General features: G+C 65.0%; 9 protein-coding genes. 7 read left to right on the forward strand and 2 right to left on the reverse strand.

What is annotated here, in order from left to right; all coding sequences use genetic code 11:
* Positions 1-61: 61 nt before the first annotated feature.
* Positions 62-1,513: a DUF2252 family protein gene (locus tag JS541_RS02515; RefSeq protein WP_214372870.1), complete on the reverse strand. Its 1,452-nt coding sequence runs from the start codon at positions 1,511-1,513 to the stop codon at positions 62-64.
* A gap of 112 nt (positions 1,514-1,625) precedes the next feature.
* On the opposite strand from JS541_RS02515, the gene glnA reads away from it, so the two are divergent.
* The 6 genes from glnA (at position 1,626) to JS541_RS02545 (ending at position 10,057) form a co-directional block, all read left to right on the forward strand.
* The gene (glnA, locus tag JS541_RS02520) at positions 1,626-2,963 is read left to right on the forward strand and encodes a type I glutamate--ammonia ligase (protein WP_163229816.1); all 1,338 of its coding nucleotides are present in this window, start codon (positions 1,626-1,628) and stop codon (positions 2,961-2,963) included.
* A gap of 9 nt (positions 2,964-2,972) precedes the next feature.
* Positions 2,973-4,190, forward strand: a complete 1,218-nt coding sequence (locus JS541_RS02525; protein WP_214372872.1) for an MFS transporter — start codon at positions 2,973-2,975, stop codon at positions 4,188-4,190.
* Positions 4,191-4,486: 296 nt separating this feature from the next.
* Positions 4,487-5,413 (forward strand): ABC transporter permease, encoded by a 927-nt coding sequence (locus JS541_RS02530; RefSeq protein ID WP_240539213.1) that lies wholly within the window; start codon positions 4,487-4,489, stop codon positions 5,411-5,413.
* Complete coding sequence (locus tag JS541_RS02535; protein ID WP_214372874.1) at positions 5,410-6,411, forward strand: ABC transporter permease; 1,002 nt, start codon at positions 5,410-5,412, stop codon at positions 6,409-6,411. The genes JS541_RS02530 and JS541_RS02535 overlap by 4 nt, the downstream gene beginning before the upstream one ends.
* A gap of 137 nt (positions 6,412-6,548) precedes the next feature.
* A complete protein-coding gene (locus tag JS541_RS02540) occupies positions 6,549-8,219 on the forward strand; it encodes an ABC transporter substrate-binding protein (RefSeq protein ID WP_214372876.1) in 1,671 nt (556 codons plus the stop codon).
* Between the two features lie 137 nt (positions 8,220-8,356).
* Positions 8,357-10,057 carry an ABC transporter ATP-binding protein gene (locus tag JS541_RS02545; RefSeq protein WP_214372878.1) on the forward strand — a complete coding sequence of 567 codons (1,701 nt, stop codon included), beginning with the start codon at positions 8,357-8,359 and terminating at the stop codon, positions 10,055-10,057.
* A gap of 93 nt (positions 10,058-10,150) precedes the next feature.
* On the opposite strand, the gene JS541_RS02550 is transcribed toward JS541_RS02545, so the two are convergent.
* Entirely contained in the window at positions 10,151-11,218 is a 1,068-nt protein-coding gene (locus JS541_RS02550; RefSeq protein WP_240539214.1) for a hemagglutinin, read from the reverse strand.
* Positions 11,219-11,438: 220 nt separating this feature from the next.
* Here JS541_RS02550 and typA point away from each other — a divergent pair, with 220 nt between their 5' ends.
* On the forward strand, positions 11,439-13,367 hold the full coding sequence (gene typA, locus JS541_RS02555) for a translational GTPase TypA (RefSeq protein WP_214372881.1): 1,929 nt from the start codon (positions 11,439-11,441) through the stop codon (positions 13,365-13,367).
* Positions 13,368-13,391 lie beyond the last annotated feature (24 nt).

Here is a 13,391-nt window from a genome sequence, read left to right on the forward strand (position 1 = left end):
TAATGAAGCCCGGCTCCTCATATGAGCAGCCGGGCTTCGCCATATCATGAATCGCTGGTGATCAGGACGCGCAGGGCAGTTCGCCGGAGTCGATGAGCTGCTTGAACAGCGCGTAGTCGGCGTCGTTCTGGTCCGCGTAGGCCGACGCGAACGACGCGATCGCCTCATCGAACGTCTCGTCCTCGCCCACATACGATGCGATCGCGATGCGGTCGCCGGTACGCGCATGCGCGTGAGCCAGGCACCGCGCACACATGCGGCCCAGATCGGACAACGCGAGATCGTTGAGATGATCGATGTCGATCGACCCCTTGCCGTTCCAGAACTGGCGCACGTAATAGTCGCGCTTGTGGCCGTCCTCGGCCATGAAGCTCGCCCAGCCGAGCAGCACATCCGCCGTCGACTGGATCAGCTTCTGCCCCTGCACCACGCGTTCGCCGTGCGTCGCGTACTTCGAACGGCCCACGAACCGTTCGAGCACCGACTCGTTCGCCTCCTTCATCTGTAGCATCAGCGGATCGTCGATGTCGCGGCCGGTCAGCACCGACACCCACGCGCGCGTGCCCACCGAGCCGACGCCCACCACCTTGCGTGCCGTGTCATGATACGTGTAATGGCTCAGCACGTGGCGGCGATCCTCGTACAGCGAATGACGGTAGCTGTTGAACAGCGTCTCGAGACGACCCTGCAGCGCCTCCAGATCGGCGTAGTCGTGCAGTTCGTTGATCGGCGTGAGCTCCGGCGGCTTCGAACGGAACCGCAACTTGTCGCCGTCACGGTAGGTGAGTTTGGCGGCCGCACGATTGGAATCCTTGATCGCAGCCTTCGCCGCCGCGTCGCGCAGCGTACGGTTGCGCTTGCCATTGACCGTGCGCTCGTAATGGTCAAGTGCGGCCTCCACGTCGATGTGGTCGTACCATGCGTCCAGATAGTCCATCTGCGAGAACTGCTGCAGATGGTCGCGGTACGAATGCACGCAACGCTTGACCGCCTCACGACGTTCCAGTTTGCGGATGCCGTTCGCGCGTCCGCAGATCTCCACCGACACGGCGAGACGCTTGATATCCCACTCCCACGGGCCGGTCGTCGTCTCGTCGAAGTCGTTGATGTCGAACACGAGCCGCTGCGAGGGGGAGCGGAACATGCCGAAATTACCGATGTGCGCGTCGCCCACCGCCTGCACGGGGATGCCCGTGACCGGCGTGCGGGCCAGATCGTTCGCCATGATGAGCGCCGTGCCGCGGTAGAACGTGAACGCGGACACGCTCATGCGCTGGTAACGCAGCGGAATAAGATCGGCCACGCGCTGACGCGACTGCTCCTCCAACAGGCCGATCACGTCGCGGCGGTTCTCGCGCACCTGCCACAGCGCGTGGCTTTCCAACGGCACGCGGAACCGGCGGTCCAGCCCGGCCTGCTCACGTTCGGCAGGGGTCGGGGCCTGACGCCAGGACGTCATGTCGATGATCGGATGGTCGGCATTGGCCGTCTTCAGAATATTGCTCTCGCTCACACTCACAGGCACTACCTTACCGCGTGTCGTTGAACGCCGTCGCCGGCCGATTGGCATCGGGCCCCGGTTTGTTAACGAGGTTCGTAACACGCGAATGGAACCATAGGTCGTTATGGATAAACAGCAGGAGTTTGCGCTGCGCACGGTCGAGGAACGCGACGTGCGCTTTATTCGGTTGTGGTTCACCGATGTTCTGGGCACGTTGAAGTCCGTGGCGATCGCGCCGGCCGAACTGGAGGCCGCGTTCGAGGAGGGGCTTGGATTCGACGGCTCGGCGATCGAGGGCATGACCCGCGTGTCGGAGGACGACATGATCGTCCAGCCCGACCCGTCGACCTTCCAGATCCTGCCGTGGCGCGGCGGCCCCCAAGGCACCGCCCGCATGTTCTGCGACATCCTCACGCCCGACGGCGAGCCGTCGCTCGGCGACCCGCGCCATGTGCTGAAGCGCGCGCTCGCCAAGGCGAAGGAGAAGGGCTTCACGTTCTACGTGCACCCCGAAATCGAGTTCTACCTGTTCGAACATCAGGACGACTGGTCAAAGGCCCCCACCCCGATCGACGAAGGCGGCTATTTCGACCACGTGCCGCGCAGCCCCGGCATGGACTTCCGCCGCGCCACCGTGAACATGCTCGAGCAGATGGGCATTTCGGTGGAGTACTCGCACCACGAGGCGGGCCCCGGCCAGAACGAGATCGATCTGCGCTACGCCGACGCGCTGACGACGGCGGACAACATCATGACCTTCCGCACGGTGGTCAAGGAGATTTCGCTGGAGCGAGGCATCCACGCCAGCTTCATGCCCAAGCCCCTGGCCGACGCGCCGGGCTCCGGCATGCACACGCACCTGAGCCTGTTCGAGGGCGACGCGAACGCGTTCTACGAGGCCGGCCAGGAGTTCAACATGTCGATGACGGCCCGCCAGTTCGCGGCCGGCATCCTGTACCATGCGGCGGAGATCTGCGCGGTCACCGACCAGTACGTCAACTCGTACAAGCGCCTGTGGGGCGGCAACGAGGCACCGAGCTACATCTGCTGGGGCCACAACAACCGCTCCGCCCTGCTGCGCATCCCGCAATACAAGCCCGGCAAGGGCAATTCGGCCCGCATGGAGTTCCGCGCTCTCGACCCGGTCGCCAACCCTTATCTCGCGTACTCGGTGCTGCTGGCCGCCGGTCTCGACGGCATCGACAAGCAGATGACGCTTGGCGAGCCGACCAGCGACGACGTGTGGGAGCTCACGGACGCCGAACGTCAGGCGATGGGCATCCAGCCGTTGCCCGAGTCGCTCGACGAGGCGCTCAAGATCATGGAGAAGTCCGACTTCGTGGCCGACGTGCTCGGCGAGCACGCGTTCGAGTACTTCATCCGCAACAAGCGCCAGGAGTGGGACGCGTACCGTCGCCAGGTCACGCCGTACGAGCTCAAGACATACCTGCCCAAGTTGTAGTATTCTCGCATGGCTCTTTCCAAGAACGCGGGTGCCCCCGGCACCCGCTTTTTTACGCTTCCGGTAGTCGTGCTCATCGCCATCAGCTTCATGCTCGGCATGAGCGAGTTCATCGTCGTCGGCATCCTGCCTGACATCGCCAAAGGCCTGTCCGTCTCCGAGGTCACGGTCGGCAACCTCGTCTCGCTGTTCGCGTTCGTCTACGCGCCCGTCACCCCGCTCGGCTCGGCGATCTCCGCCCGATTCCCGCGCTTCGCCACGCACATGACGCTCATGGGCGTCTTCCTCGCCGGCAACGTGCTGTGCGCGTTCGCGCCGAACTATGCGATCCTCGTCGTCGCGCGAATCATGATCGCGCTCGTCTCCGGCACACTCGTCGCCATCGCGATGACCTACGCGCCCGACATCACCGTCGACCGGTACCGCACCAAGTTCATCGCATGGGTGTTCTCCGGCTTCTCGATCGCATCCGTCGTCGGCGTGCCGGTCGGCACGTGGATCGCGAACACGTTCGGCTGGCGCTGGACGTTCCACCTGATCGACCTGCTCACCGTGATCCTCATGGCACTCATGGTCGCCGTGCTGCCGCGCAACAGCCATCTCATGAAGGTCGGCTTCCTCTCGCAGTTCCGCCTGTTCTTCGACCGTCGCATCTGGCTCGGCGTGCTCGCCGTGGTGTTCGGCGCCGGCTCCAGCTACGTGTTCTATACGTACCTGACGCCGATCATGCGCGACGAGGTCCGCATCCCCGAACAGTACCTGAGCCTCGGCCTGGTCGTCTACGGCGTCGCCTGCCTGTGGAGCAACCTGCACGCCGGCAAGCTCGCCGAACACGGCAGGGGAGTGGAGCCGCTCTATCATCTGCGCTGGGTGTTCCTCGCGCACGGCGTGCTGCTGTGCTCGCTCGCGCTGGCCCGCGTCATCCCGCTCTACGGCGCGGTGCTGCTCATCGTGCTTGGCATGTTCATGTACCTGTTCAACGCGTCGTCGCAGGTGCTGTACATGGACGTGGCCGCCGAATCGCACCCCGGTTCGATGAACCTCGCCGCGTCACTCAACTCGATGTCGTTCAACATCGGCATCGCGATCGGATCGGCGGTGGGCGGCGTCGTCAACGACACGCTCGGCCTGACCTGGCTGGGACCGTTCGGTGCGATCTTCTCTCTGTGTGCGGTCGCCACGACGATGCTCATGCGACCGTATGTCGGCCGGCGCATCGAACACTGACCCAACCCGGGCGGCCGTTACGTGCGGCCGCCCGTTTTTCTTCTCGCGGCGTAAAACGACGAAAAAACGAGACCGGATCTCCCATTGCGGCGGATCATGCCGTACCCTTGCAACACATGCCCCGATAACGGGGTATCAGAAGAATCGATAAGCGTCCAGCGTGTCCGCATGTCGAAGAGTGCTTAACTAACGCTCTAGATTTTTGCAAAACACGCGAGCCGACCATGCCTCCATCCGGATTCGAATACCGGTGGCTGCGGCAGGTGGTCGGACGCGGGAAAGCAGGGAGAACGACTATGACGGAAGCGACGGCGGCGGCCGGTTCGGCATCGTCCGGGCGTGCGGCGGGCAAGGCCGCGTCCCCCTATCTGCGGCCGTCCATCGTGGTCGGCGGCGGCATCGTGCTGCTGTTCGTGCTGCTGGCGGTGTTCGCCGGGCCCTTGTCCGCGATCACCGGCAACGACCCGTACGCGGAGCACCCTGAAGCGCTCGGCGCGGCCTCGGTGCCGAGCGGATTCGGCGGCATCAGCGCGCAGCACTGGTTCGGCGTCACGCCGTTGCGCGGGGTCGACCTGTTCTCGATCGTCGCATACGGCACGCGCATCTCGCTTGGCATCGGCGTCTTCTCCTCGATCATCTCGCTGGTCATCGGCGTGGCGCTGGGTCTGGTCGCCGGCTACTTCCCGGGAATGGTCGACTCGCTGATCTCGCGCACGATGGACGTGTTCTTCGGATTCCCGTTCCTGATCTTCGCGATCGCGCTGTCGGCCGTCGTCCCGTCCGGCTTCCCGCGCCCGCTGCTGCTCACGCTCGTGCTCGGCTTCTTCGGCTGGCCCGGCATCGCGCGACTCGTGCGCGGACAGACCCTCACGCTGAGCAAGCGCAACTTCTCCGTCGCCTCCCGCGTGATGGGTGCGTCCCCGGTGCACGTGCTGTGGCACCAAGTGCTCCCGAACCTTCTGCCACTGCTCATCGTCAACATCACGCTGTCGATCCCCGGACGCATCGGCGCGGAGGCCGGCCTGTCGTTCCTCGGCGTGGGCATGAACCCGCCCACCCCATCATGGGGCCGTTCCATCTCCGACGCCGTGCAGTGGGCGCTCGTCGATCCGATGTACCTGCTGTTCCCCGGCATGGCGCTGTTCCTGCTCACCTTCGGCTTCAACCTGCTCGGCGACGGCCTGAGCGACGCCATCGACCCGCGCAAGGGGGTGCGTGCATGAGAATCCTGCAATACATCGGCAAACGAGTCGCCAGCTCGATCATCGTGATCCTGCTCATCACCCTCGCGCTGTTCCTCATCTTCTTCCTGCTGCCGACCAACCCCGCGCAACTGTCGTGCGGCAAGCCGTGCACGCCCGAACAGCTGCGTCGCGTTGCCGCGTTCATGGGCACCGATAAGCCGTGGTACGAGCAGATGGGCAACTACATCGCCGGCATCTTCACTGGCCGCACGTTCGGCACCGGCGGCGCGGCCGTCGTGTGCAGCGCGCCCTGCCTCGGATACTCGTTCCGGCTCAACGAATCCGTTACCCAGCTGATCCTCGACCGGTTCCCCGTCACCGCATCCATTGCGGTCGGTGCCGCGGTGCTCTGGCTCGTCATCGGCGTCGCCACCGGCGTGTGGGCCGCGCTCAAGCGCGATACGCTCATCGACCGCACGCTGCTCGGACTATCCGTGGTCGGTGTGTCCGCGCCGTCGTATCTGATCGGCCTGCTCACGGTCATCGCGTTCGCGTTGAGTTTGCAGATCTTCCCGTCCGGCGGCTACGTGAACTTCCGCGACGATCCGGCCGGCTGGCTCTACCATCTCATCCTGCCGTGGCTCGTGCTCGCGATCCTCAGCGCCGCCGGCTACACGCGCGTCACCCGCACGCAGATGATCGGCGAACTGAGCCAGGACTACATCCGCACCGCACGCTCCAAGGGCGTGCCCGAATCGGTGATCGTGTTCAAGCACGCGCTGCGCAACGCGATGCTGCCGGTCATGACCATGTTCGGACTCGACCTCGGCGGCCTGCTCGGCGGCGCGGTGCTCACCGAGAAGGTGTTCTCGATGCAGGGACTCGGCGCCCTGCTGCTCGATTCCGTCTCGAACCTCGACCTACAGGTGCTCGTCGGCGCGACGCTGTTCGCCGCGGTGCTCGTGATCGTGGCGAACCTGATCGTCGACATCTGCTACAGCCTGCTCGACCCGAGGGTCACGCTGGCGAACGCCTGAGCCGCGGGACTGCGGGAGTCGGCCTCAGCCGTCCTTACCTCGCGGCCCCTACGCCTTGTCACACCTTTGAAGGAACCGGCTGCGACCGGTTTCCCGAGAAACCAACAGCACAGAAACAAGAGAGGAAAACCAACACCATGACCAGAAAAATCGCCTTGAAGGCGCTTGCGGCCGGCGTATGCGCCGCCGTGCTCGCGCTGGCCGGCTGCGGCGCGAACAACGCGACCGACACGACGACCTCCGCCACCGGCGAGACCGTCAAGGGCGGCACGCTCAATATCCTTACATCCAGCACCGAGATGGATCTCGACCCGGCGAAGAGCCAGGGCCTGCCGACCACGTCGAACGGCTACATCTTCCGCCGTCTGACCGCATGGAAGGTGACCGCCAACGGTGAGACCAAGGTCGTGCCCGATCTGGCCACCGACACCGGCACCGCGAGCGACGACGGCCGCACCTGGACGTACACGCTCAAGGACGGGCTCAAGTTCTCCGACGGCACGGCGATCACCTCGAAGGACATCAAGTACGGTCTGGAACGTTCGTTCGCCGACTCGCTGACCGGCGGCCTGAGCTACCACAAGACGCTGCTGGAAGGCGCGCAGGACTACCACGGCCCCTACGACGGCGAGGAGCTCGACTCGATCGAGACCCCGGACGACAAGACCATCGTCTTCCACCTCAACGCCCCGTTCGGCGACTGGCCGTGGGTGGCCTCGCTGGCCGCGTTCACCCCGGTTCCCAACGGCAAGGCCCCCTCGTCCGGCTATGGCAAGACGCCGGTCGCCTCCGGCCCGTACATGGTCGAATCCAACGAGGCCGGCAAGCAGGCCGTGCTCGTGCGCAACAAGTACTGGGACTCCAAGACCGACGAGGTACGCACCGCCGGCCCCGACAAGATCGTGTTCAAGATGGGCCAGGACACCTCCGTGGCCGCCCAGTCGATCATGCAGGGCACCGGCGAAGGCAAGAACTCCTTCCTCTCCGGCTTCGTGCCTGCCGCGCAGCTCGCCCAGGCGCAGGCCAACCCGACCTATAAGAAGCTGCTCGCCACCAGCGGCGACGGCGCCCTCGAATACCTTGCCATCAACACCAAGCGCGTGACGAACCTCAAGGTGCGCCAGGCCATCGAATACGCGGTCGACAAGCAGGCGTACCGCACCGCGTCCGGCGGCGAGATCGCCGGCGGCTTCGCCACCACGCTCATCACGCCCGGCATCGCTGGCCGCGAGGAATACGACCTGTACAAGGCGGACTCCACCGGCGATGTCGATAAGGCCAAGCAGCTCATCAAGGAGTCCGGCGTGAGCGTGCCGACGCTTAAGCTCGTCACCACGTCCGCCAACGCGGAGAAGGCGTCGTCCATCCAGACCAGCCTCAAGCGCGCGGGCATCAGCGTCGACATCCAGACGCTCAACGACGACGTCTACTCCGACGCCATCACCAACGACGAAGGCGACTACGATCTGGTCATCTCCGGCTGGCAGCCCGACTTCCCGTCCCCGTACGCGAACATCTCCCCGCTGTTCGACTCCTCGCAGATCGGCGGCGGCAACTACAACCTCGCCCGCTACGCGAACGCCGACGTGGACGCCCTCATCAAGAAGGCCACCGAGACGGTCGACCAGACCGAGGCCGGCAAGACCTGGGCCGAGGTCGACAAGAAGATCATGGCCGATGCGCCGGTCGTGCCGCTGATCTACTCGCACAACACGTTCATCCACGGATCCAACGTGACGAACTTCATCATCGGCGACTTCCCGGCATACCCGGACTACACGCAGGTCTCGCTCGTCAGCGCGAACTAAAGTCCGGCATCCGCCGATCCTGACGTGCGCGTCGGGCACCGGGGCCCCGCAGCCCGGCGCCCGACGCGCACGCCTTGCACCATCCGACCGTTTGCGGCACCCCGTGCCGAGCCGACTGCGAACAGGAGCCAAGCATCATGAACGAACCACGCGCGATCGTGACCGTGGACGGCCTGACCGTCAGCTTCGACGGACGGGACGTGACCCACGGCGTGAGCCTCAAGCTGTTCCCCGGACGCATCACCGCACTGGTCGGCGAATCCGGTTCGGGCAAGTCGGTCAGCGCGATGGCCCTGCCCAGACTCGACCCGTCCGTCGCCTCCGTACGCGGCCGGGCACTCATCGGCGACCCATCTGCATCCGGCGGCGACATCGACCTGCTGGCCGCCGACGCGCCGCTGCAGCGCATCCGCGGCGAACTGATCGGCACCGTGTTCCAGGAGCCGTCCACCGCGTTCAACCCGGTGTTCACGCTCGGCATGCAGGTCGCCGAATCACTCAAATATCACCAGAAGAACCTCAGCGCCGCCGAACGCAAGCGCAAGGTGCTCGAACAATTGCGTGAAGTCGGACTCGAAGACGCCGAACGCGTATGGTCGTCGTACCCGCACGAACTGTCGGGCGGGCAGCTGCAGCGCGTCATGATCGCGATGGCCATCATCAACCGGCCGAAGGTGCTCATCGCCGACGAGCCCACCACCGCGCTCGACGTGACCACACAGCAGGCCATTTTGAAACTCATCTCCTCGCTGGCCCGGGAACTCGACCTCGCGGTGCTGCTCATCACGCACGACATGGGCGTCGTGTGGCAGGCCGCGCAGGACGTGTACGTGATGCACGACGGCGTGATCGTCGAACAGGGGAGCGTCGAGCACGTGTTCCGCGCGCCCGCCGATGACTATACGAAGATGTTACTCGCCGCCGTGCCGCGGCTACATGTGGATGACGATGACGCCGACGGCGACGGCTCGGACGGCGGGTTCCGCGGCGAGGGCGTCGCACGGGTCGGCGAACGTGTCGCCGGCGCCGGCGCGCCCGCCGACGAACAGAGCGAGGAGAGCGCCGCGCTCGCCGGAGGCGAGACGATCGCCTCGCTGAACGACGTCGCCGTCTCCTACCGGCACGGCAAGGCCGCGGTCGAACACATCTCGTTCGACCTGGTCGCCGGCCGCACCCGTGCGCTGGTCGGCGAATCCGGCGCCGGCAAAACCACGATCGCCAAGGTCATCTCCGGCCAGCTCGCGCCGAGCGGCGGATCGGTGCTCATCGCCGGCCAGGATCTCGCCAAGGCGCACGGCCGGCGCAAGCGTGAGATCCTCTCGCATATGGGATACGTGTTCCAAGACAGCGGTTCGGCACTGAACCCGCGCAAGACGGTCGCGTGGAGCATCAGCGAACCGATGAGCGTGCAGGGAGGCTTCAGCGAGGCCGACAAGCGCCGTCGCGTCGCCGAACTACTCGATCAGGTCGAACTGCCCGCCGACGCGGCCGACCGATTCCCTCACCAGCTGTCCGGCGGCCAGCGTCAGCGCGTCGGCATCGCCCGCGCGCTCGCGTTGAACCCGTCGCTGCTCATCGCCGACGAACCCACCTCGTCGCTCGACGTGACCGTGCAGCGCAAGGTACTCGACCTGCTGCGCCGCCTACAGCTCGAACACGGGTTCGCGTGCCTGTTCATCACTCACGATCTGGGCATCGTGCAGGAGGTGTCCGACGTGATCACTGTGCTGCGGCACGGGCATATCGTCGAAAGCGGCGTGACCGGCCACGTGCTGCGTCATCCCGAAGCCGACTACACGCGCACGCTGCTCGCGGCCAGCCCCAAGATCGAGCTGTGATATCGAACTGCGATTTCCTGTGATTTCCGGGCCGGCGAGCCGCCGCCGAACGGGCCCGCCGGCTCGTCGGACAAGTCCGGCAGCGGCTCGCCATCACCGCATCGAGCCGAACCAGCTTTGGTAGATGATCGCGAAATTGCGGTTGCCGTAGCTCGAGCACGCGTCGCCCTCGCCCACGCCGGCCGCCAGCGCCGCGTCGTTCGGCTGGTACGGCGTGTAGATGTACAGCAATGCGGTCGCCTTGTTGTCGATGAACACGTTCGTGCCGCCGCACGCCTTGTTCGGATGGTACTGGATGAAGTTCAGCGCGTTCGCGTGGTAGCCGTACCGGTCCTCATGCGCGACGTAGTACTGGTAGCGTTTCGCCGAACCGTACACCTGCTTGAAGAAGCCGGCGTATTCGGGATCGCAGTTCGCGTCGTCCGGGCAGCTCAGCCCCATCGCGGACTTGTATTGGGAATCGGTGATCTCGGTGGCCGTGACGAGATGCTGCTCCTTCTGCAGGACGGTGAGCAGGATCTTCTGGCTGATGCCGCACGCCTTGCCGGCCTTGTAGATGATCGCCGCGGCCGTCTCGTGCTTGGCGCCGCTGTACGCCGAACAGTACTCGTCGGCCGGCTGGTCGGTGGTGTCGAACGTCTTCGACTTGAGACAGTCATTGCCAGTGCACTGGGCGCCCTCCTTGTCGAGGAACGACTGGATTTCGGCCTGACTCAACGCGTTTGCGTTGAAGAACTGGCCGTCGGAGATGATGTCGCCCGGATCGAAGTCGTAGGTCTTCACCAGCTCGGCCTGCCGCGCCTCGGCCGCACGCACTTCGATGCGCCACTGCACGAAGCGAACGGTGCCCATCGCCAGCGCCATCACGCAGATGATCGCGACCAGCGAAACTAGCGTGGCTTTGATCTTCTGGCCGAGCGTCGCCTTGGCCCACCATTGTTTCGGGCTTGTGATCCTTGCCGCCCTTGTTGTTCTCGTTCCGCGTGCGGATTTTGGACGTTTGCTTGCGCCCCTGCGCTTGGTATTGCGCGTCGCCGCGGTCTTGGCCGTCTTCGTCTTCTTGGATTTGGCTGTGCCGGCCGTGCCGCCGCGCGTCTGCTTCGCGGTCGTCTTCGCCTTGTCTTGAGTGCCCTCGCTGCCCGGCTTGGTCTTCTCGCTCATTGCCGATGCCTTGCTTGTCTTACGTTTCGTATCCCTAACCTGTGCCATCGCGCAGCATTGTAGCGCCGCACGCTGGGCGGGCCCCGTTCCGTTCGCGCATCTCGGCCGGCAGGTCGAAGCGTATGGGTATGCTTGTGACGGTTTGTGTGCATATAGGTGAACCAATTACCGTACCGAAGAATTACGCAAGCAACGACAATCGATATTAAGAGAGGTTTCGATGGCGGTTCGTGGTGATATTCGAAATGTGGCGATCGTGGCGCACGTCGATCACGGCAAGACCACGCTGGTGAACGCGATGCTCCAGCAGTCCCACGTGTTCAACGAGCGTGAGGAAGTGCCGGATCGCGTGATGGACTCCAACGCGCTCGAACGCGAGAAGGGTATCACCATCCTCGCCAAGAACACGGCCGTCGAATACACCGGCCCGCTGGCCGCCAAGTACGGCTACCCGGATGGCATCACGCTCAACATCATCGACACCCCCGGCCACGCCGATTTCGGCGGCGAGGTCGAGCGCGGCATCTCGATGGTCGACGGCGTCGTGCTGCTCGTGGACGCGTCCGAAGGCCCGCTGCCGCAGACCCGTTTCGTGCTGCGCAAGGCCCTCGAGGCCAAGCTGCCGGTCATCCTGTGCGTGAACAAGGTCGACCGTCCGGACGCCCGCATCGAAGAGGTCGTCTCCGAATCCACCGACCTGCTGCTCGGCCTTGCGCAGGACGTCGTCGAGGAAGGCATCGATCTCGACCTCGATCACCTGCTCGACCTTCCGGTCGTCTACTGCGCCGCCAAGGCCGGCTACGCGTCCGCCAACCAGCCGGAGAACGGCGCCCTGCCGGACAACGACAACCTCGAGCCGCTCTTCGAGGACATCATCAAGTACATCCCGGCCCCGGAGTACGAGGAAGGCGCGCCGCTGCAGGCCCACGTCGCCAACATCGACTCCTCCGACTTCCTCGGCCGACTCGGCCTCGTGCGCATCTACAACGGCACCCTCGAGAAGGGCAAGAACTACGGCCTGTCCCGCGTGGACGGCTCGCTCGAGAACTTCCGCGTCGTCGAGCTGCTGCGCACGCAGGGTCTCGAGCGCCAGCCCGTCGAATCCGCGGGCCCGGGCGACATCGTCGCCGTCGCCGGCGTCAACGACATCATGATCGGCGAGACCATCGTCGACCCGAACGATCCGAAGCCGCTGCCGCTCATCCACGTCGACGACCCGGCCATCTCCATGACCTTCGGCGTCAACGACTCTCCGCTCGCGGGCCGCGAAGGCAAGGACCACAAGCTCACCGCCCGTATGATCAAGGATCGTCTCGACCGCGAGCTCATCGGCAACGTGTCGATCAAGGTGCTGCCGACCGACCGTCCGGACGCGTGGGAGGTGCAGGGCCGTGGCGAACTCGCGCTGGCCGTGCTCGCCGAGCAGATGCGCCGCGAAGGCTACGAGCTGACCGTCGGCCGTCCGCAGGTTGTCACCAAGACCATCGACGGCAAGATCAACGAGCCGATGGAGAACACCACCATCGACGTGCCGGAAGAGTACATGGGCACCGTCACGCAGCTCATGGCCGACCGCAAGGGCCGCATGGACTCCATGTCCAACCACGGTTCCGGCTGGGTGCGTCTGCAGTTCACCGTGCCGTCGCGTGGCCTGATCGGCTTCCGCACCGCGCTGCTGAGCGCCACCCGTGGCACCGGCATCGCCTCCTCGCTGTCCGCCGGCTACGCGCCGTGGGCCGGCCAGATCGTCACTCGCCAGAACGGCTCGATGGTCTCCGACCGCGCCGGCGTGGCCACCCCGTACGCCATGCAGCGTCTGCAGGCTCGTGGCATCTTCTTCGTCGAACCGCAGTCGCAGGTCTACGAGGGCCAGGTCGTCGGCATGAACAACAAGCCCGACGAGCTCGACGTGAACATCACGCTTGCCAAGCACATGACCAACATGCGTTCCTCCACCGCCGACGTGCTCGAAACCCTGACCCCGCCGGTCAAGATGAGCCTCGAGGAGTCGCTCGACTTCGCCAACGAGGACGAGTGCGTCGAGGTCACGCCGGAATCCATCCGCGTGCGCAAGATCATCCTCGGCCGCGAGGACTGGTACAAGTGGCGCGCCAAGCAGCGTCGTCAGAATAACCAGGCCAACAAGTAGTCCTGATTATTCGGACATGAATTG

The organism is Bifidobacterium sp. SO1 (assembly GCF_018555335.1).
Classification (GTDB): domain Bacteria; phylum Actinomycetota; class Actinomycetes; order Actinomycetales; family Bifidobacteriaceae; genus Bifidobacterium; species Bifidobacterium simiiventris.

Excerpts from the sequence above, each read along its gene's own strand:
- JS541_RS02540 (WP_214372876.1), top strand. The coding sequence starts at position 6,549 with ATGACCAGAAAAATCGCCTTGAAGGCGCTTGCGGCCGGCGTATGCGCC.
- JS541_RS02530 (WP_240539213.1), top strand. The coding sequence starts at position 4,487 with ATGACGGAAGCGACGGCGGCGGCCGGTTCGGCATCGTCCGGGCGTGCG.
- JS541_RS02535 (WP_214372874.1), top strand. The coding sequence starts at position 5,410 with ATGAGAATCCTGCAATACATCGGCAAACGAGTCGCCAGCTCGATCATC.
- JS541_RS02550 (WP_240539214.1), bottom strand. The coding sequence starts at position 11,218 with ATGAGCGAGAAGACCAAGCCGGGCAGCGAGGGCACTCAAGACAAGGCG.
- typA (WP_214372881.1), top strand. The coding sequence starts at position 11,439 with ATGGCGGTTCGTGGTGATATTCGAAATGTGGCGATCGTGGCGCACGTC.
- JS541_RS02525 (WP_214372872.1), top strand. The coding sequence starts at position 2,973 with ATGGCTCTTTCCAAGAACGCGGGTGCCCCCGGCACCCGCTTTTTTACG.
- glnA (WP_163229816.1), top strand. The coding sequence starts at position 1,626 with ATGGATAAACAGCAGGAGTTTGCGCTGCGCACGGTCGAGGAACGCGAC.
- JS541_RS02545 (WP_214372878.1), top strand. The coding sequence starts at position 8,357 with ATGAACGAACCACGCGCGATCGTGACCGTGGACGGCCTGACCGTCAGC.